Origin of the sequence: Actinocrinis sp. (assembly GCF_035938995.1) — a bacterium.
In the GTDB taxonomy this organism is placed as follows: Bacteria; Actinomycetota; Actinomycetes; order Streptomycetales; family Catenulisporaceae; genus DASZGI01.
Genome location: NZ_DASZGI010000166.1, coordinates 40,472 through 61,989 on the forward strand (window position 1 = coordinate 40,472; position 21,518 = coordinate 61,989).

General features: G+C 67.8%; 16 protein-coding genes and 1 pseudogene. 9 read left to right on the plus strand and 8 right to left on the minus strand.

The features are described 5' to 3' along the window. Positions 1–619: 619 nt before the first annotated feature. A complete protein-coding gene (locus VGZ32_RS12145; RefSeq protein WP_326886063.1) occupies positions 620–1,243 on the minus strand; it encodes a transposase family protein in 624 nt (207 codons plus the stop codon). Between the two features lie 369 nt (positions 1,244–1,612). Here VGZ32_RS12145 and VGZ32_RS12150 point away from each other — a divergent pair, with 369 nt between their 5' ends. Further along, the gene (locus VGZ32_RS12150; protein WP_326886082.1) at positions 1,613–4,648 is read left to right on the plus strand and encodes an ATP-binding protein; all 3,036 of its coding nucleotides are present in this window, start codon (positions 1,613–1,615) and stop codon (positions 4,646–4,648) included. Between the two features lie 41 nt (positions 4,649–4,689). Here VGZ32_RS12150 and VGZ32_RS12155 read toward each other — a convergent pair whose 3' ends face one another. Then, positions 4,690–5,877 (minus strand): ricin-type beta-trefoil lectin domain protein, encoded by a 1,188-nt coding sequence (locus tag VGZ32_RS12155; RefSeq protein WP_326886064.1) that lies wholly within the window; start codon positions 5,875–5,877, stop codon positions 4,690–4,692. Between the two features lie 550 nt (positions 5,878–6,427). Between VGZ32_RS12155 and VGZ32_RS12160 the strand changes: the two genes are divergently transcribed. After that, positions 6,428–7,618: an IS110 family transposase gene (locus VGZ32_RS12160; protein ID WP_422653141.1), complete on the plus strand. Its 1,191-nt coding sequence runs from the start codon at positions 6,428–6,430 to the stop codon at positions 7,616–7,618. A gap of 255 nt (positions 7,619–7,873) precedes the next feature. After that, the gene (locus tag VGZ32_RS12165) at positions 7,874–8,110 is read left to right on the plus strand and encodes a transposase (protein ID WP_326886066.1); all 237 of its coding nucleotides are present in this window, start codon (positions 7,874–7,876) and stop codon (positions 8,108–8,110) included. Between the two features lie 97 nt (positions 8,111–8,207). Here the strand turns inward: VGZ32_RS12165 and VGZ32_RS12170 are convergent, their stop codons facing one another. The 3 genes from VGZ32_RS12170 to VGZ32_RS12180 all read right to left on the minus strand — a co-directional run bounded on the left by VGZ32_RS12170 (position 8,208) and on the right by VGZ32_RS12180 (position 10,226). Then, positions 8,208–8,717 (minus strand): transposase, encoded by a 510-nt coding sequence (locus VGZ32_RS12170; protein WP_326886067.1) that lies wholly within the window; start codon positions 8,715–8,717, stop codon positions 8,208–8,210. After that, positions 8,665–9,261, minus strand: a complete 597-nt coding sequence (locus VGZ32_RS12175) for a transposase (RefSeq protein ID WP_326886068.1) — start codon at positions 9,259–9,261, stop codon at positions 8,665–8,667. Before VGZ32_RS12175 ends, VGZ32_RS12170 begins: the two co-directional genes overlap by 53 nt. A gap of 200 nt (positions 9,262–9,461) precedes the next feature. Continuing rightward, the gene (locus VGZ32_RS12180; RefSeq protein WP_326886069.1) at positions 9,462–10,226 is read right to left on the minus strand and encodes a hypothetical protein; all 765 of its coding nucleotides are present in this window, start codon (positions 10,224–10,226) and stop codon (positions 9,462–9,464) included. Positions 10,227–10,463: 237 nt separating this feature from the next. On the opposite strand from VGZ32_RS12180, the gene VGZ32_RS12185 reads away from it, so the two are divergent. Both VGZ32_RS12185 and VGZ32_RS28705 read left to right on the plus strand, forming a co-directional pair. Then, positions 10,464–13,277, plus strand: a complete 2,814-nt coding sequence (locus tag VGZ32_RS12185) for an ATP-binding protein (protein ID WP_326886070.1) — start codon at positions 10,464–10,466, stop codon at positions 13,275–13,277. Positions 13,278–13,306: 29 nt separating this feature from the next. Continuing rightward, a complete protein-coding gene (locus tag VGZ32_RS28705) occupies positions 13,307–13,516 on the plus strand; it encodes an antibiotic biosynthesis monooxygenase (protein ID WP_349263578.1) in 210 nt (69 codons plus the stop codon). A 4-nt stretch (positions 13,517–13,520) separates the two neighbouring features. On the opposite strand, the gene VGZ32_RS12190 is transcribed toward VGZ32_RS28705, so the two are convergent. The 3 genes and pseudogenes from VGZ32_RS12190 to VGZ32_RS12200 form a co-directional block, all read right to left on the minus strand. Beyond that, positions 13,521–14,051, minus strand: a complete 531-nt coding sequence (locus VGZ32_RS12190; protein WP_326886071.1) for a hypothetical protein — start codon at positions 14,049–14,051, stop codon at positions 13,521–13,523. Between the two features lie 15 nt (positions 14,052–14,066). Beyond that, positions 14,067–14,249: a hypothetical protein gene (locus VGZ32_RS12195; RefSeq protein ID WP_326886072.1), complete on the minus strand. Its 183-nt coding sequence runs from the start codon at positions 14,247–14,249 to the stop codon at positions 14,067–14,069. 93 nt (positions 14,250–14,342) lie between these two features. After that, positions 14,343–14,716 (minus strand): annotated as a pseudogene (locus tag VGZ32_RS12200) (helix-turn-helix domain-containing protein); the annotation flags it as partial. A 30-nt stretch (positions 14,717–14,746) separates the two neighbouring features. Between VGZ32_RS12200 and VGZ32_RS12205 the strand changes: the two are divergent. The 4 genes from VGZ32_RS12205 (at position 14,747) to VGZ32_RS12220 (ending at position 21,510) form a co-directional block, all read left to right on the plus strand. After that, positions 14,747–17,734, plus strand: coding sequence for a tetratricopeptide repeat protein (locus tag VGZ32_RS12205; RefSeq protein WP_326886074.1), 2,988 nt, complete (start codon positions 14,747–14,749; stop codon positions 17,732–17,734). A gap of 777 nt (positions 17,735–18,511) precedes the next feature. Further along, a complete protein-coding gene (locus tag VGZ32_RS12210) occupies positions 18,512–18,805 on the plus strand; it encodes an integrase core domain-containing protein (RefSeq protein WP_326886075.1) in 294 nt (97 codons plus the stop codon). 84 nt (positions 18,806–18,889) lie between these two features. Continuing rightward, positions 18,890–20,389 carry a glycogen/starch synthase gene (locus VGZ32_RS12215; protein ID WP_326886083.1) on the plus strand — a complete coding sequence of 500 codons (1,500 nt, stop codon included), beginning with the start codon at positions 18,890–18,892 and terminating at the stop codon, positions 20,387–20,389. Next, positions 20,386–21,510: an NAD-dependent epimerase/dehydratase family protein gene (locus VGZ32_RS12220; RefSeq protein WP_326886076.1), complete on the plus strand. Its 1,125-nt coding sequence runs from the start codon at positions 20,386–20,388 to the stop codon at positions 21,508–21,510. Before VGZ32_RS12215 ends, VGZ32_RS12220 begins: the two co-directional genes overlap by 4 nt. Positions 21,511–21,518: the final 8 nt, after the last annotated feature.

Here is a 21,518-nt window from a genome sequence, read left to right on the forward strand (position 1 = left end):
ACCATGATCGCCATCTGGGCGGCCAGCGCACCGCGCAGATCAAACATCAGACATCGAGCGACACAAGAGGCCAGGTCAGGAGCAATTCTGACCTGGCCTCAGCCGTAGCCCCGACGGGATTCGAACCCGCGCTACTGCCTTGAGAGGGCAGCGTGCAACGAGAGAAGAAGCCCGGTTCGGAGCACATTATGTCTTGCTGCCAACAGATGCTCAGCCACCACTCAGCCACAAGCGCACAGATCCAGCTCGCCACTGCCCGTTCTGCGGCGTCTTGATACGCAGCGGTGTGCAGCGATGCTCTACGAGCACGAGGTCGTTCTCAATTCAGTTAGCACCGGCCCGCTCGTGCAGCGCGAGCCAGCGAAGCCGCTGCCAGCGCAGGACGACGAGACAGGCGTACGGCATGGGCATCGGACACTTCCGACCTTTGGTGGTGTCTTTTGTACCGTTCGCTGTAACGGCGTTGCAGCTGGCGGACCGAGGCGAGTCGTCTTGGTGGCGAAGTCCACATATGACCAACTTCAGGCCGACGATCCACAGTGCGAGCATGCGGACAATCTCAGCCATGTTCTCTCGATGCGCGCCGCTCACCCGGTAGCGAAGCCGAGTTGTGCGTTATTCACGTAAAGCATCGGCCGGAATCGCAAAGGCCGCTCTCGTCGTATCCGTCAAGGAGAGTGAGTTGGCCGCCTGGAATCGCTCTATCCAGTGGCTTGCCGAAGCCGGTGAGGTAGACCGGGTCTTTGCCGAGTTCCGCTCGGCGCTCATTGAGGTTTTCTCGGTGACGCGAAGCGGGTGATCGGGGGCGACACGCGCATTCCGGGATGATCGGCATGGTTTGCTGAGCGCAGCGGAGCCTTCCGGTAGAAGAGGTCTCACCACAAGATCGTCTACCTGAAGGCTCCGCGGGCCAACTTACAGCGTCGTGCTCGACGTGCCCAAAGAACTGATCGCCTACGCCGCGCAGCAGCCGGTTGTGCGCACGGGTGTCTGGGTCGAGTTCGTAGCCGTCCTTCGGCTGCTTGACCGGGGTGTGCACGCCGTGGCCTGCGCTCTCGTATCCGCTGTCGGCCAATACTGGCAGGTCTTTGAGATACGGGGCGAGGGCGGCGAGGACCAGTTCGCGGGCGGCGGTGATGTCGTGTACGGAGCCGGGCAGGACCTCGGAGATCCACAACGGGATCCCGTTCGGTGCGATGAGCGCTTGAATCCGCCAACTGTACAACCCGGCGAAAGTAGGCACCGCCCGCTACCGCTACCGGGGAGCGCGCATCCCCTCGCCATGGCCGCCCACCGGATGAGGAACACCACCACCCGCCCGGGGTTCGTGGAGCGCCCGGTGCCTGGAAACAGGCACGCCGGGTGCGGGAAGCGGCCTGGGGAAACGGACCGGTCACTACGACCGAAACCGCGCCCCAGGCCGACTTTCACGACGATCACCCTGTCCGGCGCGCTGCTGTACGCGTTCGCGGTGACCGAGTACGCCAGCCGCAGGCTCCAGGTGGTGGGCGCGACAGCGCACCGTTCGCGGCTTGGGTGGCGCAGGCCGCCAGGAACCTGGTGCCATTTGTCCCCCATTAACGGATAGTGCACTTTCTCATTGAAGGCCCCAATGATTCCGGTGGCGCTGGCCAGGCTCCGCGAGGCTTCGATAGTGTGTACGACGGCTGCTACCGGCCGGGCCGTGGGCGAGACGCTTGCGGTGCGCCGCCCGCCAGCCGACGCCGCGACCAACGACGCTCGCGGTTTGGCTGAGGTGCCCCCGAATCCAATCCCATGCATACCTCTCCGATTGGCTGCGGCGTGGCTCGCGCCCTGCTGGCGACCCGGCCTCCCTCGAAAGGCACGGAGGTGCGGCGCGTTGGCTCCCGATGCTTTCGTCGATCGGCTACCCGAGCTCTTAGAGCTCGATCGCATGGTGGCCGGTCTGGAAGCCGGTCGCGGCGGTGTGTGCTGGATCAATGGTGAGCCGGGGATCGGCAAGTCCACCCTGGTCGACCTGTTGGCGGATCGCACTACGGACCGCGGTTGCCAGGTCTACCGCGGTGCCAGCGACGCGCTGCTCGAGGCGTTCCCGCTTCGAGTCGTGGCCGATGCGCTGGGCGTCTCCTCCCGCTCCGCAGACCCGGGTCGTGCGCAGGTCGCGGCGCTGCTGCGCGGCGAGCGCAGCGGCTCGGAGGTGCTGGATCCGGTGCTTGCCGCCAGCGAACGCCTCCTCGATCTCGTGGATCGGCAATGCGCAATCGGCCCGACCGTGCTGGCGCTGGAGGACCTGCATTGGGCCGACGAGCCGAGCCTGCTGCTGTTCAGCCGTCTCGCCCGCGCGACGGGGCAGCTTCCGCTGCTGCTGGTCGGGACGGCGCGTCCGCTGCCCAGGCGGGACACGGTCGACCGCTTGCGGGAGCTGGTGATCGGGCGCGGCGGCGTGCTGATCGCCCTCGGGCCTCTCAGCCCCGGTGGCGTCGCCGAACTCGCGGGCAGAATCGCGGGCGGCGCGCCGGGGCCCCGCTTGCGCGCGGTCTTGGAGCGGGCAGGCGGTAATCCACTGTATGTGCGGGAGCTCGTCGATGCGCTTGTCAGAGACCATGTGCTGACCGTGAACGGGGGCGCGAGCGAGTTCGACGGCGACGTGCCAGCCACGCCCTTGTCCCTGAGCGCCGCCATCGCCGACCGGCTCGGGTTCCTCTCCCCGAGCGCCCGGGCGGCCCTTCGGACCGCGGCGCTGCTGGGCGTGGAGTTCGATGTCGCGGACCTCGCGGTGGTCACCGGGCGCCCAGTCACGCAGGTCGGCGAGGTCCTCACGGAGGCGGTGGAGAGCGGGGTCCTCGGCCAGAGTGGTCGGCGGCTGCGTTTTCGCCACGAGCTGCTGCATCGTTCGCTGGTGGAGCAGATGCCCGCAGCGCTTCTGGACGCTCTTCACAACGAGATCGCACGCGAACTCGCCGCCGCCGGGAGTCCGCTCGGCGTGGTGGCCCGCCACTTGCTGCTCGTGCCGGAGCGCGTCGAAGACTGGGCTCTGAGCTGGTTGGCGGCAGTCCCGGAGACGGTGCTGTACGCGCTGCCGCAGGTATGGGGAGAGCTTCTGGACCGTGCGGTGACGGCGGTCGCCCCTTCGGATCCGCGCTACCAGCCGCTGGCCACCAGGTCGGCGCAGGTGCTCTTTTGGCTCGGCAGGGACGAGCAAGCCAGCCGGATCGCGGGTCGCGTCGCGCGGGACACCGGTGACGCCCCACTCGCCGCGAGGATGCGGGTCCTGCTGATCCGCTCCGCCGGTCGGCTGCGCAGGATCGACGAGGCTGTGAACGTGGCCCTATGCAGTCCTGGCGACGAAGGGTTGCCGCTACTCTGGCGTGCGCGGCTGGGGGCTTGGTCGGCAGTGGCGCTCTTCGACGCGGGCCAGGTCGAGCAGGCTGCGGCGACGGCGCTCGAGGCACTGGACGCGGCCCTGGAGAGCGGCGACGAACTGGCCATGGGGTCCGCCAGGCACGCTGCGTCGATCTGCTGCGGCCCAGCGGATCGCCCGGGGCACATGAAGGCGGCGTTGGAGGTCCTTTCCGTCGGCGACCCCGAGGCGATGGATCTCAAGATGCTGGTGATGGCGAACGCGGTGACGCAGTTCGAGGACCTCGGCTGGATCGAGGAGGCCGCGGCGATGTCCGCCGAGGCGTTGCGGTTGGCGGACCGGATCGGCACTGTTCGGATCGCGCGGATTCAGGGCACTGCGGCGGGCCTGTGCTATCGCACCGGACGCTGGGACGAGGCGCTGGCGCACCTGTCCGCACTCGACCCGGGGCTCGCCGCCGCCGATCGTGTCGACCAGGTCCACGCGCTCGGCGTCGTCATCGCGCTGCGGCGCGGCGAGGTGGAGAGCGCGGACGCGCACATTCGCGCCGTCGGCGTCACCTCGCCGAGTGCGCCGGGTTTCTACCCGTTCGCCGAACCCCTGGCCATGCGGGCGGAGTTCGACGGCGATCTCGAGCGGGCTGCCGCGCTGATGGCCATGCGGCTGGAGGGGCCGAGGATAGACGGGCATCGCGACGACCTTCCCTACGCTGTGCGCCTGGCGTTGGAGACCGGCGATCGCGCCCTCGCGGCGGTGGCCACCGAACGCGCCGAGGCCGAGGCAGTCGAGCTGGGCTCGCGCGGCCGTGTGCTGGCTCATGCGTTCTGCCGCGCGTTGATGCACGGCGACACCGCGGGGCTGCTCGCTGTCGCCGACGACTATCGACGCTGCGGCTGGGTGCCGTACAGCGGGTCCGCGTTCGAAGAGGCCGCGGTCTCTCTCGCGGCCGCCGGCGAGACCGTGCAAGCCAGGGCCGCGCTGACAGAGGCGGCGCGGGTCTACGCGGAACTCGGTGCCGCGCGGGACCTGCGGCGCGCCGATGCGCGGCTGCGCCCCCACGGTGTGCGGCGGGGCTCGCGCAGCACGCATCGACGCGCGGCCCACGGGTGGGAGGCGTTGACCCCCGGCGAGCAGCGCATTGCGCGTCTCGTCGCGCAGGGGCAGTCCAACCCTGATATCGCGAAGGAGCTGTTCCTCTCCCGCCGCACCGTCCAGGCGCACGTCTCGAGCATCCTCGCCAAGCTCCAGGTGCGCTCGCGGATCGGCGTCGCGCTCGAAGCGTCCCGGGCGCCCGCCGCGGGCTGAGCGAGCGGTCGGCGCCCGGGAGCGTCATAGGGATCATGCGGTCAGGACAGCGCCCACTGCTGGTTGGCCGCGTAGCTGCAATCCCAGATCTCCAACTGCGTGCCGTTGTCCGTCGACCAGCCCGTGTCGTCAAGGCAGCGCCCGGACTGCGGGTTGTACAGGCCGCCGTACTGGGCCACCCAGACCTGGTTACCGCCGCCGTTGCAGTCCCACAGGTCGACCGGCGTGCCATTGCCGGTGCCGTTGCCGACGATGTCGAGGCACTTGCCGAAGATCGTGATCCGGCCGTCGGACCAGGACGTCCACGCTTGTGCGTCCGTCCCGTTGCAGTCCCACAGGTCCACCGGGTTGCCGCTCGCGGCGCTGCTGAAATGGTCGTCCATGCACTTGTTGCTCATCCCGGAGGAGACTGGTCCGGTGTTCCCAGGCGTCGGCAGTCCGTACTCGGCGGTGAACTCGCGGAACCATGCCGGGAAGGCGCTGGCGATAGCCAAGACGTACGTATTCGCATATCCGGCGATGGCCACCGCGCTGGCGCCTATCCAACCGGACATCGTCCTCAGGGTGTTGGAGATGTAGTTGGCCACCGCCAAATAGATCCCTGGCAGGTTGGTCAACATCCACGGGGCCATCCCCGCCATGGCTGCGGCGCCGAGACCGGCGAACAGCGAGTAGACCAGCATCTGCTGCCAGGCGTTGGCGTCGAACGGGGCGCCGGTCATCTGGCGTGTGACGATTTGGGTGACCAGCGCCGTGATCGCTCCTGCGATGCCCGGGCAGAAGAACGGCCCGACCACAGTTCCTGCCAGAGCGATGACGCAGACTCCCAAGGTGGCCAGTCCGGCGAGGAATCCGCTGGTCCACGACACGAAGGCGACCCAGGCACCACTGTTGTTTTCCATGGTGGCGAAGTCGGCGACCGGGACGTAGAGCTCGACGGAGCCGTCGTTCACGAAGACCTGCGCGTCGGGGATGTACGGGACCGGAGTGTCGCCCTCGGCCGACGCGGCCACATTGTATTCGGCCACCATGATGTCATAGGGACTGGATCCGTCGGGCAGCCCGAGAGATTCCGGCAGGGTGGTGGCGAGCAGGTTGCCCATCGTGCTGGCGTCGATGTCGGTCTGGATCGACACCACGAAGTCACCGGCCTGGACGGCCGAGGCGGTCTGCGGAACCGCTCCGACGAGCGCAAGGGTCGTGGCCACCGCCGCCACGACTGCGATCACACGCCGGAAGCGGTGACGGTCTCGCGAGCGGCGGGTTCGTGTGCGGCGGGGTGTCAAAGGTGGTTTCTTCCACATGCCACAAGCCTGCTTCCAGGGGCGCGACGAGTGATCCGGCACGGTCTGGCCGATCAGGAAGCATGCTCACAGCGGGGCGGGCACGAGATATCGGCCAGGATGCCTAAGTTTGGGCTGTCGTGCTCGTGGACGGGCACGCCATCCGGATTTGGATGATGCGGCCAAGACACCGGATTCGTCGATGCCGACCGGCGGCCGCGACGGGTCGCGATTGCGATTTCTTCGAACTCTAAGCTTGTCCTACCTTCTTGATGCGGGCTTGAGCTGATCATTCGTAAGATCGGTGGACCCGGGGGCTCCGGGTATGGCTGTGAGCTTGTAGCCCAGGTGATGGCTCAAAGAAGTTGGCCGCCCAGAGCCCCGCGACGACCCGACCGCCAATTGGGAGATGCGACTCGATCGCTGTGTAGGACTACGTCGGCGCGGTTGTCTGCTGGGACCGAGCAAGCACGCGACGAGCCTTCATGAGGTGACTGTGCCCCGGATCTGGGCCGGAGTGGACATCGGCAAGGAACACCACCACTGCGTGGTGATCGATGCGGAGGGACGGCGTCTGCTCTCGCGCCGGGTGTTCAATGACGAAGCAGCGCTGCTGGAGTTGATCAGCGATGTGCGGGCGATCGATCCCGACGTGCTGTGGGCGGTCGACCTCAACCACGGTCCGGCGGCGCTGCTGGCCGGACTGCCGTTCGGTGCCGACCAGCCCGTCGGGTTCCTGACCGGCCTGGCCGTGCACCGGGCATCGGGTACCTATCGCGGCGAGGGCAAGACCGATGCGAAGGACGCCTTCGTCATCGCGGATCAGGCCCGCGTGCGCCGGGATCTGAGCCTGCTGCGGCCCGGAGACGAGATCGCGGTGGATCTCAATATGCTCACCCGACACCGCTCGGACCTGGTGGCCGACCGGACCCGTCAGATCAACAGACTCCGCGCCCAGCTCTTGGAGATCTTCCCGGCGCTCGAGCGGATCCTGGAACTGGCCAACCGCGGCCCGCTCGTGCTGCTGACCGGCTACCAGACCCCGGCGGCTATCCGCCGTATCGGGGCCAAGCGCCTGGAGACGTGGCTGCGCAACCGCAAGGTTCGCAGTGCCGCGGACCTGGCCCAGCGGGCCGTTCATGCTGCCGAGGCTCAGCGGATCGCCCTGCCCGGCGAGCGGTTGGCCGGCAGCGTCGTGGCCCGCCTGGCCCAGGCCGTGATCGCGCTCGACGAGGAAATCGCGCAACTGGACTCAGCGATCGAGGCTCGATTCGCCGAGCACCCGGCGGCCGAGGTGATCCGGTCCCTTCCCGGCATGGGCCCGTTGCTGGGAGCCGAGTTCCTGGCCGCGATCGGCGGAGGCATCGACGCCTTCGCCACCGCGGACCGGCTTGCGGGCTACGCCGGCCTGGCCCCGGCTCCCCGCGACTCCGGCCGGGTCAGCGGCAACCTGCACAGGCCGAAGCGCTACAACCGCACGCTCCTGCGGGTGTTTTATCTCTCCTCCATGGCCAGCCTGCGCAGCTGCACGGCATCACGGGCCTTCTACGATCGCAAGCGGGCCGAGGGCAAGGGACACAAGCAAGCACTGATCTCACTCGCACGCCGCCGTGTCAACGTCCTGTGGGCCATGCTCCGTGATGGAGCGTTCTACATAACCCCGCAACCAGCTACACCCGGCGTTTGACAAACTCATTGGGAAGTTCTTTAAGAGACCATCTGGTGAGTGTGATCAAGGCTGCTTGACCCTGGCGTATGTGCGGTGGTCTGCGTGATCGCCGGACGGCCGCGTCGTCTCGCGGTATGCCGGTGACATGGACAACCCAAGGCGTACCGGACAGACGTGAGCGACGAGGAGTGGGCGCTGATCGAGCCGACGCTCACCGCATGGCGTGCAGGCAGGCGCTTCATCAAGGAGGCGACCACGCCTTGACGGGAGATCGTGAACGCCGTCGTGTACCAGAACCGCACCGGTTGCCAATGGGATCTTTTGCCGCACGACTTCCCGCCGCCCTCGACCGTGTACGACTACTTCTCCGCCGGGCACGACGACGGCACGGACCGGAAGATCCACGACCTGTTGCGCCGCCAGGTGCGCCGGGTCGCCGGGCGCGCAGGAGCCGAGCGCGATGTGCGTCGACTCCCAGTCGGTGGACACCGGCGCGTGTGTCTGATCTGAAAATGCACGTGGGGCAAGGCTGGTGGTGGCGTGCCGGGATATCGGGCCGGCCGCTCGATGCCGTCGACCCGATCTGGGTGGCGGGCGGTTGTGGCCGTTAGGCGGCCGGGGTCAGTGCGACGTGGTAGCCGAGGCGGTGGAGTTGGGCCAGGGCGCGGTGTTTGGCGCGTTCGGGGTTGAGCTGGTCGAAGTGGGCCGGGCCCAGGTCGTGGTAGGCGACGTTGTGGGTGAGCATGTGCCAGACCGCGATCAGGATCGAGTGCTGGAGCGCGACCAGGGCCTTCTTCTTGCCGGTGCGGGCGATCAGCCGTCGGTAGCGGGTGCCGAGGTAGGTGTCCTTGGTGCGGGAGGCGGCCAGCGCGGTGGTGCCGAGCGTGGCGGCGAGCCAGCAGTTGCCGTGCCGGGTGGCGGCGGGTTTTCGCCTGCCGGCGGACTCGCGGTGCCCGGGGGTGGTCCCGGCCCACGAGGCCAGGTGCCCGGCGGTGCGGAACCTGTGGGCTCGAATATACGGTGCGCGGTGGGTGGTCAGGTGATTTGGTAGTGGTCGTACCGTGTCAGGCTGCTGTGGCGGTCCAGCCTTCGTGGGTGAGACCGCCGAGGATCGCACGGCAACAGACTCGGTGTTCGGCGAGGTTGATCGGTAAGGGCGGTTCGTGCTCGGCTTGGTCGGGGGTCAGTTGTCCGAGGCTGCGATGTGGTCTGCCGTGTGCGTAGTGATGCACCCATTCGGTCAGCACGCGTCGTAGGTGTTCCTCGTGCAGGATGAGGATCCTGTCGAGCAGTTCTCGGCGCAGCGTGCCGATCATGCGTTCACAGACGGCGTTCGCGCGGGGCGCCCGGACCGGGCTGCGCGGGATCTGGATGTCTTCGGCTTGGAAGACGGCGTCGAAGGCTGCGGTGAAGCGGCTGTCGCGATCGCGGATCAGGTATTTGACCTGTGCGGCGCGCCCACCCAAGTCCAAGTCCATAGGCGCGTTGCGCGCTGCTTGGGTGGCCCACGCGCCCATGAGATGGGCGGTGACGCCGGGCAGGTGGGTGCGACGCGTGCCGTGCTCGATCAGGACCAGGGCGTAGAGAGGTTTGAGCAGCACGGTGTCGATGTGGACGAAGTCGACGACGACAATGTGCTTGGCTCCGCCGAAGGCCAGCACTGAGCGGAATCTCGATTCCGCTCGGCTGCGTTCTTACCGACCACTCAGTGCAGTTGCCGGCCCCTCACCAGCCAGCTGCGTTCATGCGCATCGAGCCCTGGCAAGCGTTCCGCAGTGCTTCCAGGTTGACGCAGCGCCGCCGATCACGGTCCGTTGGCCGACGGCGCTGTTCAGTCGGCTCCCCGGTGGGCCGGGGCGTGTCAGATTTCGGTGAGTGCGGTGATGGAGACGGGGCGGCTGGTGTTGACCGTGGCCGCGGCCATGGCCTTGTCGTAGAGGTCCTGGCCGGGCGGCCGCCCGTGGTTGAGCTTTTCCGCTACGCCGACGTTGCCGTTGTAGGCGGTGCAGACCACCTCAAGGGTTTCTATGGTGCCGTCCGAACCCCAGGTGCAGTCGGCGTCGGTGATCATCCGGTTGACGACGGCATTGTCGGCGTCGAGGAGCACAGCGCGCAGTCCAGGGGTGGTCAGGCCGGCATAAGCGCGGGCCATCATGGCCAGCGGGCCGATGGTGTTGACCGCGTAGCCAAGCTGGTCGATCGCTGCCTTATCGGGGATGGTGTCGAGCAGGCTGTCGGCGGCGGTGACGCAGGAGGTTGCGTTCATGGCGAAGGTTTGGAGGGTGTCGGGTGTCATGTGCTGGATGTCGTTGAACTCGATGACCGTGTCGCTCGCACAGCCCTGGACGCTGGCGGCGGCGACCTCGTCGATCTGGTCGATGAGCGTTTGCTGCTCGGATTGGATGGCGTCGAGGATCTGGGTGGTGGCCGCTTGGAGGGTCAGCCCGCCGCCGCCGCTGAAGAACTGCTTGTAGATGCTGTAGACCTTCTGGATGACCGCGATCACCGTGGTGATGTCCTGCGGGTGCGCCACGGCCGGGGCACGCACTGCGGCGTTGGCGGTGCCCGCGGTGGCCGGCACGGCCAGTGCGCCAGCCACCAGAGCGCACGTGAGCGCTCGGAGCATGCGGTTCTTCATTCGCGAACCCTTCTTCGATCGGCGAGGGCTGCCGCCCTGCAACGCGGCAGCTTCTGTCGTCTCGCGCGGCCTATGGTCACGCGCGTGCGCGGCGCTTACGGCGGGTTCCGAATTCGGGCGAGCACCGGCGAACATCGCCGAAGGCCGCCGGATTCGTCCCCCGGACGCTGATAGCCTGCCACGGAAGGTATGTTCGAGTTCATATTCTCTACGGGGTGTGTGTCGATGGCCTCCGGCGAACGGCAGCAGGCGCAGGATCACGGTGACAGCCTGGTCGGGGCCGCGGCCGTCGCGCGGTCGATGGAGGACCTGGCGCAGCTGCTGCGGACCCTTCGGCGGCGGCACGCACGCGCCAACCGGGACAGCAGCCTGACCTACCGGGAGTTGGCGGCACGCATCGGGTGGTCGCAGACGGCCGTCGCGGAGTACTTCACCGCCAGCACTCTGCCGCCCACCGACCGGTTCGACGCGCTGGTCGAGGTGCTGGGCGCCACGCCCGTCGAACTGCGCGCACTGGCCGACGCGCGGGACCGGGTGGAGGAGACCCGGCGACGGGCCAAGTACGACCGTGCCGAGCCGGAGACCGACTCCCCCGCTGCCGACAAGCCGAGCTCCGGTCCCGCCCCCGCGACGATGGCGACCCGGCAACTGCCCGCGGGTACCGCCCTGTTCACCGGCCGGGCGCAAGAGTCTGCGAAGCTGTTGGAGCTGGCCGCGCCGTTGGCCGACGGACGGATGCCGGGCGTCGCGACGGTCTTCGTGATCGACGGGATCGGCGGCGTCGGCAAGACCGCGCTGGCGATCCACGCCGGGCATCTTCTGGCCTCACGCTACCCGGACGGCCAGCTGTTCCTTGACCTGTACGGCTTCGCCGAAGAACGGCCCCCGCGCGATCCCGGCGAGGCACTGGCCGAACTGCTGGGCAGCTTGGGCGTCCCCCCGAAGCAGATCCCCGAGCAACGCGATGCGCGTGCCGCGCTCTACCGCGACCGTCTCTCCGGCACACGCACCCTTGTCCTCCTGGACAACGCGGCCGACGAGGCGCAGATACGCCCGCTGCTGCCTCCCGCCGGCTGTCTGGCGTTGGTCACGAGCAGGCGGCGACTCAGGGCACTGGACGATGCGGTACCGCTGCCGCTCGACGTGCTGCCACAGCCGGAGGCGGTGGAACTGGTCCGCAAAGCCGCACGCGCACACTCCGACGGAGAGGAGGCCGACGACCGGTGGGAAACCGTGGCCGAGCGCTGCGGGCGCCTGCCCCTGGCCCTGCTGATCGCCGGAGCGCTGTTGCGCACCGGCGGCAGAGCTTGGAGCCTGCAACGGCTGATCGACCGTCTCACCCCGGAAGCCGGGCGTGAACTGGCCGGGTACACGGACGAGACGCGCAGTTTGACCGCGGTGTTCGACCTGTCCTACCGGAACCTCGCCGCGGACGAGCAGCTGCTCCTGCGTCGTCTCGGCCTGCTGCCGGGGTCCGAGCTCGACGCGTACGCCGCGGCGGCGTTGATGGAAGTCGACCTGCCTTCGGCCGAGCGGCTCCTCGATCGCCTCGCCGATCACAACCTGCTCGCCGGCGTGTCCATCGGCCGCTACCGCCTGCACGACCTGCTCCGTGCCTACGCCGGTGATCTGGCCCTGACGATCGATTCCGAGCCCGCGCGGGCAGCCGCCCAAGACCGACTGCTGAGCTTTTGGGCGTACGCCGCGCATACCGCTTCCGTACGCAGCGCCCTCTACCCCAAACCCGTACAGGACGGCCCCGGTCCAGCCAACACCCCCGACTTCGCCGGGCCGGAGGCCGCCCGCGCCTGGCTGCGCACCGAACGCGGAAACCTGGAGGCCGCCTATGCCCACGCCCGTGCCCACGGACTGGACAGTCACGTAACCGCCCTCGCCGCTGGATTCGCCGAGATCGTATTCATCGACGGCCCTTGGACTTATGCACTGGAGATACACCACGCGGCGCTCAAGAGCGCCGAACGGCTGAACGACCCGGCCGGCCGAGCCACCGCGCTGGCTGACCTCGGACAAGTGCTACATCTGACCGGAGACTATCCCCGCGCCAGAACCGCCCGCACGCAGGCGCTGGAGATCTACCGCGCGCTAGGCGACCGACTCGGCGAAGCCAACGTCCTCGTGGACCTCGGGCGGATGCATTCGGCGAGCGGAGACAACGTGCGCGCGAACCAGGCCATGACCCAAGCCCTGGAGGTCTACCGCGCGCTGGGCAACCGCCTCGGCGAAGCCAGCGCCCTCGACGACCTCGGGCGAGTGCAGCAGCAGAGCGGAGACTACGCCGGCGCCGTTCAGACCCTGACGCGGACCGCGGAAATCTATCGCGCACTCGGCAACCGGAACGGAGAGGCCAGTACCCTTACGAACCTGGGGCGGACCCAGTACGCGGCCGGAGACCACCGCGCGGCCGCAGACCTCCATCTCCGGGCCCTGAACACATACCGCGAGCTGGGCAACCGCCTCGGCGAAGCGAATGCGCTCACCGAACTCGCGCGGGTGCGGCACGCCACCGGGCAATACGCGGCCGCCGCCGACCTCCATCTTCAGGCGCTGACGACATTCCGCGAGCTGGGCAACCGCCTCGGCGAAGCGAACGTGCTTACCGAACTCGGGCGCGTGCGGCACGCCACCGGGCAATACGCGGCCGCCGCCGACCTCCATCTGCGGGCACTGAAGACATACCGCGCGCTGGGCCGCTACGGAGACCACGCCGTGGTACTGAACTACTACGCCGACACCCTCGCCGCCACCGGCCAGGGCAACCGAGCCCACAAGCTCTACCAGCGGGCTTTGGTCCTGCACCGCGCGCTGAACAAGCCCGACGACGAAGCCGTATCCCTCGAAGGCATCGGCCGATACCACCTCGACCAAGGTGACACCGTCGAAGGCCTCTCCCACTTGCACCAGGCACTGGACATCTACCAGAGACTCGGGATCGCTCCCGACATGCACCGCGTCCGGAACTGGATAGAAACGGTCAACGGTGACACCCGGACCACCGTGGCACGCTCCGCCGACTCCTGACGAGCGCGGCCCTGAACGGCTCCCCCTTGATGTCACAAGTTCGGTGCGTGTGTGGTCTTGATGGGTATGAGTCAATCCTTGGCATCGAAGACCGGCGTGACGAGCCGGTCACCTTGATCAAGAACTACACGGTGTCGGCGGACGAAGCGGAGTACTTCATCGAGGTATACCGGGAGAACGCCCGGACCATGTCGACCCAACCCGGCTTCCTTCGCTCCCCTCGACTTTCGCGGTTTTAGCTGATCATGTTTCGGCTGCGGCCCAGGCCAGTAGGACGGCGCGGGTTTCTTCAGGTTGTGGCTGGTAGGGCCCTGGGTGCTGAAATCTCGCGGCGATGATCACGCCGCGGAGCTTGACGGCCATGTCCTCAAACGAGGGCTCGGTCTTGGTGGTGTACCAGCGGGAGCGGGTGCGACGCTCGGCGATCTGCTCGGGGTCGTGGCCGCTACGGGTGTACCAGAGCACGGTCAGGCTGTAGGCGATCATGCCGAAGGGTGCGGTGTGCTGGACGGCGTTGCGCAGCCGGGTGCGCGCTTCGCCGATCCCGAGGACGCGGCAGGCGTGGAAGAAGACCGGCTCGATGCTCCAGCGGGAGGCATAGCGAGCGACAAGGTCTTCGCAGGCTGTTGTCAGGTCGGTGGTGATCAGGGGTAGGCCGTAGCCGCGTTCGTCCTTGTCGGCGGTGCGGGGTCTCTCGTCGCGCACGAGGACAACCCGTACGGCCTGGGTGCGACAGACCCCGTACCAGATGCACACGATCTCGGCGATCTGCACCGTGTTGCTGCACCATTAGCGGCGCACCACGGCGTTACGCCAGGTCGCGGCCTTGGCGAGGTTGCCAGGGGTGCCCAGCCGCGGACCTTTCGTGCGGGGTCGGCCGACCTTTGCGGTGCGCGGCGGCGGGGCCTGGTGCAGCACGGAGGTGACTTTCAGCCTGGAGGTCCAGGTGATGTTCCCGCTCAGTTCCCGCAAAACGGGATGATCAAAACTGGCGAGCTGCGGCTGCGGCGGTCCTGTCGGCGTGCTTCGGAGTGCGCGGCCGGTCGCGCCATCTGACGTGACGGCTCATTTCGCATCGCCTGTCGGGCTATGGTCGGCGCGTTCGAGGACCCGGTAGACGGTGGCGCGGCCGACGGAGAAGATCACCATCAGGTCGGCGACGGTGTACTCGCCGCTGGCGCGCATCCGGATCAGTTCGGCCTGCTGTCGAGCGGTCAGCTTGGGCTTCTTACCTTTCAGCTTGCCCTTGGCCCGGGCGACGACCATACCCTCGCGGGTGCGCATCTTGGGCAGGTCGGCCTCGAACACGGCGAACATGTTGAAGAACATCTTCGACATCGGGTCGGCCGGGTCGTAGATGCTGTCCCCGAGCGAGAGGCGCGCGCCGCGGGACACAGGGTGTCGCCGATGTCGCTGGCGCCGGGGACTAAGCGGGCGAGGCCGAACGTCGGCGGCTGCGGCTGCGGCGGATGGCGCTGATCAAGCCGATGGTAGGTTTGTTCTGTGCGTGTGTTCGAGCTCGTAGATTATGGGCCGGGGGCGTAGCAGTGGGCCCCGGCGAGCGGCGGCGGGTGCAGCCCGGTGACGCGTTGGAGGAGAGCGCGGCGGGCGTGCAGTCGCTCGAAGACCTGGGCGAGTTGCTGCGGGCGTTGCGCCGCCGCCATGCGCGCGCGAATCGGGGCAGCATCCTGACCTACCAGGAGTTGGCCGAACGGACTGGTTGGTCGCGAGCCGCGATCGCAGAATACTTCACCGCTCGTACCCTGCCGCCGACCGACAAGTACGACGCCCTTCTCCAACTGCTCGGGGCCGCCCCTGAAGAGCTGCGCGCGCTGGCCAAGGCCCGCGACCGAGTGGAGGAGAATGAGCGCCACGCGAGGCAGGCGCGCGCGAAGTCCGCAGCACCCGACACCGGTGTGGGGCAAAAGCAGGCACTGGGAGCACAACCCCTAGCGCGCGCGGCGATGCGGCAGCTGCCGGCCGACACTGGGTTGTTCGTCGGGCGCGCGAACGAACTGGAGGTCCTGCTCGCGCTGGCCGAGCAGACGCAGGTCACAGACGGCGAGCCGGGAGTAGTGCTGATCTTGGCGATCGACGGGATGGGCGGAGTGGGTAAGACGGCCCTGGCCGTTCACGCTGCGCACCGATTGACCGATCGTTTTCCGGACGGGCAGTTGTTCCTGGACCTGCACGGCTTCGCGGAGGATCGGCCGCCGCGCGAGACGGGCGATGCGCTGGCGACGCTGCTCGCGGCCATGGGCGTGGCGCCCGGGCGGATACCCGCGCAGGTCGACGCCCGCGCCGCCCTCTACCGTGACCGTCTGGCCGGCACCCGCACCCTGATAATCCTGGACAATGCCTTCGACGAGAACCAGGTCCGCGCCCTGCTGCCCGCCAGCCCCGGCTGCCTAGTGATGATCACCAGCCGCCGACGGCTCAAAGCCCTCGATGACGCCGTGCCCCTCCCGTTGGGCATGCTCGAACGGCAGCAGGCGGCTGCGCTGCTGCGCCGGGCGGCCCGGGCATCCCCTGATTGCGTGGCCGACGCCCGGTGGGACCAGGTGGCGCAGCTGTGCGGGTGTCTACCCTTGGCGTTACTGATCGCCGGGGCGCTCCTGCGTGTCGGCGGGAGGGCCTGGAACCTTGACCGGCTCATTGACCGGCTCGCCCCATACGAGCCCCGGGACGAGCTGACGGGCTACACGGATGAGGCCCGCAGCCTGTCAGCCGTCTTCGATATCTCCCTTCGAGTTCTGCCCGAAGGCGAACAACGGCTCTTTCGCCGCATAGGCCTTTCACCGGCGACCGAGATCGATGTCTATGCCGCCGCCGCTTTGCTGGACGCCGACCCGGACGACGCCGAGCGTCATCTCGAACGCCTGACCGATCACAGCCTGCTGATCGGCTCCTCGCGACGCCGCTACCGCATCCACGATCTGCTGCATCGGCACGCCCGTGCCCTGGTCGAAGCGGATTGCGACGGTGAGAATGACGATGCCGTGGGACGGTTGCTGGAGTTCTACCAGCACACCGCTTCCCAGGCGTCGATGCACATCGCGCTCTCCCCCCGGCGCGCGTCAGCGGGACCGGGGCCGACCCATCAGCCGGCGATCGATTCCGCGAGCGTCGCGCTGGCTTGGCTGCGCACCGAGCGGGCCGGCCTCGAAGCGGTGTTCGAGCTGGCCGTCGCCCGCGGGCTGGATGCCCAGGTGGCCAAACTCGGCTCGGCGATGGCGGAACTGCTCAGATACGACGGGCCGTGGTCTCGGGCGCGGGACGTACACACGGCGTCCGCCGACGCGGCCCGTCGCCGCGGGGACGCGCTCGCGCAAGCAGACGCACTGACCGATCTCGGCCGACAGCTACAGCTGCTTGGACAGTACAGTGACGCGGTCGATGCCTTGGACAGCGCCCTGAACCTGTTCACAGTGCTCGACGACGCGCCCGGCCGGGCCAACGCCCTGGCCGAGCTGGGACGAACCCACCGCTTGATGGGTCAACCTGCCGCTGACGCGCTCGATCAAGCCCTGTCCCTGTACGGCTCGGTCGGAGACCTGCTCGGGCAGGCAGATGTGCTCTCCAACATCGGGCACGTGCGCCGCGCCGCGGGCGACCGCCCGGGAGCCGCTAAGGCGTTCGAGCAGGCTCTCGAACGGTACCGGACGCTCGGACACCAGGCCTGCGAGGCCAATGCACTGACGTACCTGGGTGGAGTCCAACTGGCGACCGGAGACCGTCCGGCCGCACTCGACGTGCTAGAGCGCGCGCTCATGCTGCACCGAACGAACGGCAGCCTGCTCGGCCAGGCCAACACCCTGCAGTTGCTCGGCCAGGCCCGCTACATGACCGGCGACTACCCGAAGGCCGAGGAAAACCTCGAACAGGCGCTGGACCTGCATCGCACGCTCGGCAACCGCTTGGGAGAGGCGAACGTCCTGCAAATCCTCGGCGCCATCCGACGCGACACCGCGGACTACGCGGGCGCCGCAACACTGTTCGACCACGCTCTCGAACTGTTCGACAGGCTCGGTGAACCCCAGGGAAAGGCCACCACACTGACCAACCTCGGCATCCTGCGCTCCTCGACCGGCATGCACGCGCAAGCCGCGGCTTTGTTCACCAAAGCCCTGGAAATCTGCCGCGCCATAGGCAACCGGGGCAACGAGGGCTGGGCGCTGAACCAGTACGCCGCGGTTCTCGCGCACACGGATGTCGAACAGGCGCTCCCCGTGTACCGCGACGCGCTACAGGTGAACCAAGAGGTGAACCAGCCCCAAGACGCCGCCGTGGCCCTGGAAGGAATCGCGAACTGCCTGCTCCGGCAAGGCCAAACCGACGCCGCCACCACCCACCTGACCCAGGCCCTCGAGATCTACCACCGCCTCGGTGCCACCCCCGATGCACACCGAGTCCAAGACCGACTCCACAGCCTCAAAACACAAAACCCCCACAGGTGACACCCACCCCAGCTTCTTCACGGGGTCGGTGTCTGTTTCGAGACACTCCCTGCCTGTGTCAGCAGCGGCTTGGAGTCGCCCGGGCCGGGTGACTTGAAGCGGCCGGGCCCTGTTCACCGGGGTACTGATCGCATGGCGGTTCGAAGTGGCCCGGGGCCCTGCGTCGTCGTGGCGGCTTGCGCCTGCTACGACCGGCCTTTGGCCTGGAGCATGCCGCCGGTCCCGGCGGCGGGGTCAACGGCGGTGTTGTCGAAGGCGTATCGGTCGCCGTGAGCCCTACCACGCCGCCGAGCTCAGAGGGCGGGCCACTTCAGACCGAAACCAGCGTTCGCCAGATCCGACGCACCCTCCGATCGACGCCACCCGACCACTTCGCACCGCCACACCCGGGCTACACGAGACCGCTACAAACAACGCTCGGGCGCCGGCCCAGGACAGCACAGGCCCAGAAGCCGGTCCGTTTCTGCCGCTGTTCGCCGCTTTCCGGAATCAGGGATGAGCGCCACCCGCTGCGCCGATCATGGCTGGTGCGACGGCACGTTGCCGCGCGCCGGGTTGCGTGGTGCCGCCCCGCAGCCCGTCGCCGCTCCGCGCCGCGGCTCGCCTCCGGGCGGTCTCGGCGAACTCTCATCGATCCCTGAGAGGCAATCGCAGTGCTATCACAAAGGTTGTACACCGCCGCGACGGCAGTGATCGCCCTGGTCGGCGAGACGCTGGTCACGGCCCCACAGGCGTCAGCCGATATCGCCATCGACATTGATCTGCCGATCCCCCTACATGAAGACCGCACCGCAAGCTCCCCGCACGAACGCCTTCGCCGAACGCTGGGTCAAGACCGTCAGAACCGAATGCACCGACCGCATGCTCATCGCCGGCGAGAGACACCTCCGCTTCGTCCTCGACCGGTATGTCGCGCACTACAACCAGGGGCGCAGCCATCAGGGAGACAGCCTCAACCTCCGCGCCCCTGACGACAACCACAACGTCATCGCGTTCCCCACCCCGGCCGACCGGATCCGACGCCGCAGCGTCCTCGAAGGACTGGTCAACGAATACCAACCGGCCGCATGAAATCCCTGACCACGCCCGGTGACAACGTTTTAGACCAGCACGGGGTCACTGTGCACCGCATAAAGAATGAGATTGCAGCTTTATATGAAATGCCTCTATATCACCCAAGAGTACGCACCGCACTTCGTTGAAGGCGGACTCGGACTTGCGAGCAGGGCGATGCCTGCCGCGTTACAGACGCGGCATGGCATGACGCACGACCTCGTCCTGCCGGCTTATCCGTGGCTGCTGGCGAGATCCGGATTGCGCACAGCCGAAATCTGCCGGCTGCCCGGCCGGTCGGTCGGCGGCGTCACGTCTGCCGCGACCGTTCTGCGGCTACTCGACCACGGCGGGCCGTGCGAGGTCATTCTGATCAGGGCGGACGCGTGGTACGACCGAGACGGGATCTACCGTGACGCGATGTACGCCGAGTTCGCCGACGCCGTGGAGCGTTCTGCATTCTTCGGGGCCTGCGTCGCCGATTGGATCGAGCAGACCGGCGCAGCGTACGAACTCGTCCACGCCAATGACTGGCAGTCCGGGGCCGCCCTCGCCCATGTGCGGTCTCGGCGTACCGGCAGCGCTCCGGCGCTGTTGATGAATATTCACAGCGCTGTTTACGAAGGGCGGCTCCCATTGCCGGCGCCGCAGGCGGACACTGCCGACGGTCTCGGACTGCCCGAGAAAGCCGTCGCGCGGTTGCGGAATCGTGCGCCGGGCGGTGAGAGCATGCTCGCCCTCGGGCTGCTCTCGGCGGATGCCGCAGTGACGTGCAGTCCGTCGTATGCGCGGGAGATTCCCGCGATTCACGCTAAGAGCCCGGTGGCCGATCTATGGGCGGATATGGACCACACGGGCATCGTGTCCGGAGTGGACGACACGGTCTGGAACCCGGCGATCCCGGGTCGCCCGTCTGCGCCCTTCGACGCCGACACCGTGGACGAGGGCAAGCGTTTGAACAAGAGCGCCCTTCAACGCCGCCTCGGTCTCGGCCAGAATCCGGAGGCCCCGGTCGTGGGCGTCTGCTCCAGATTCGTCGACGAGAAAGGTACCGACCTGCTCCTCGCCGCCCTGGTCCCGCTTCTGGCCGAGGAGTCCGCGCAGGTGGTTCTCATGGGGCCCGGCGAAGAGCCCTTCCGGGCCGAACTGGCTCACCTGGCGGATCGGCATCCACACCGCCTGGCCTATCTTCCACAGTTCGACCAGGAGCTCGCCTGGCTCGTCTATGCAGGTTCGGACCTCACCGTCATGCCCTCGCGGGTGGAGCCGTGCGGCCTCAATCAGTTGATCGCCATGGCGTACGGCACGCTACCCGTCGTCTGCCCCGTGGGCGGCTTGCGCGACACGGTCGTCTCCGCTGATCGCGGTGACGGTACCGGCTGGATCATCCCCGCGCACACCTCGCAAGCAGTTCTGGAGACCGTGCGGTCCGCCCTCAGCCTGCTGCGCCACCAGCCCGCCGAGGCGACCGCGATGCGTCGCAGAGCCATGGCTCAGGACTGGTCGTGGACTCGCACCGCGGACGAGTTCGCCCGGCTGTACCTACGGCTGACTGCACGTCCGGACGTCCCCGTTTCGGCGAGCAGGCAGGAGCGCATATGAAAATCCTGATTACGGGCGGCGCCGGCTTCATCGGCTCGCACACGGCCGACGCCCTGCTCGGTCTGGGCCACGAGATCCGGATCCTCGACACCTTGAACCCGCCGGTCCACGCCGACCGGCGGTTCCCGGAACACCTCCAGGACCGCGGCATCGAGCTGGTCGACGGCGACGTCCGCGACCGCGAGGCCTGGGAAAAGACACTCACGGGTGTCGACGCCGTGTACCACCTCGGCGCATACCAGGACTATCTGACGGACTTTTCCACTTTCTTCACCACCAATACGGCGTCGACCGCACTGATGTACGAAGTTCTCATGGCCCGCGGCCAGAAACTCTCCCGTGTCGTGGTCGCTTCCAGTCAGGCCGTGTACGGCGAGGGCGCGTACAGACGTCCCGCCTGCCCCGACTCCGGCGAATTGCGGCCCGGCCCGCGCAGTCCGGAGCGGCTCGACCGCGGGTTGTGGGAGCTTTCCTGCCCTTCCTGCGGAACCGATCTCGAACCCTTGTGGACCACCGAGGACACTGTTCGGCCGCACAATTCGTATGCCTTGTCCAAGTACGGCGAGGAGTCGGTCGCCCTGATGCTCGGCGAGCGGTATGGAATCCCGACAGTCGCGCTGCGGTACTCCATCGTCCAGGGCGCTCGGCAGTCCTTTCGCAACGCTTACTCGGACATCCTGCGGATCTTCTCCCAGCGCGTGCTCAATCATCGTCCGCCTCTTTGCTACGAGGACGGTCGCCAACTGCGTGACTATGTGTCCGTCCATGATGTGATCCGCGCCAACGTGCTGGTTCTCGACGACGACCGAGCGGTCGGGCGGGCCTTCAACGTCGGCGGCGCGCGTCGTCTAACCACATGTGAATACGCTGATCTGGTCACCCGCGCAGCCGGCGCCGACCTGGAACCCCGGATCGCCGGGAGCTATCGGGTCGGTGACACCCGTCATGTGCTGTCGGGCACCGAAGCACTCGGGGCGCTGGGCTGGCGTCCCGTCGTCGACATGAGCAGCGTCATCGCCGAATACCTGACCTGGGCGACAGCCCAGCCCGGTTTCGCCGACTTCTCCGCCGAAGCGGACAGCCGGATGTACGCCCTGGGCACACTGCGCCGAGTCGGGTGAAATCGATC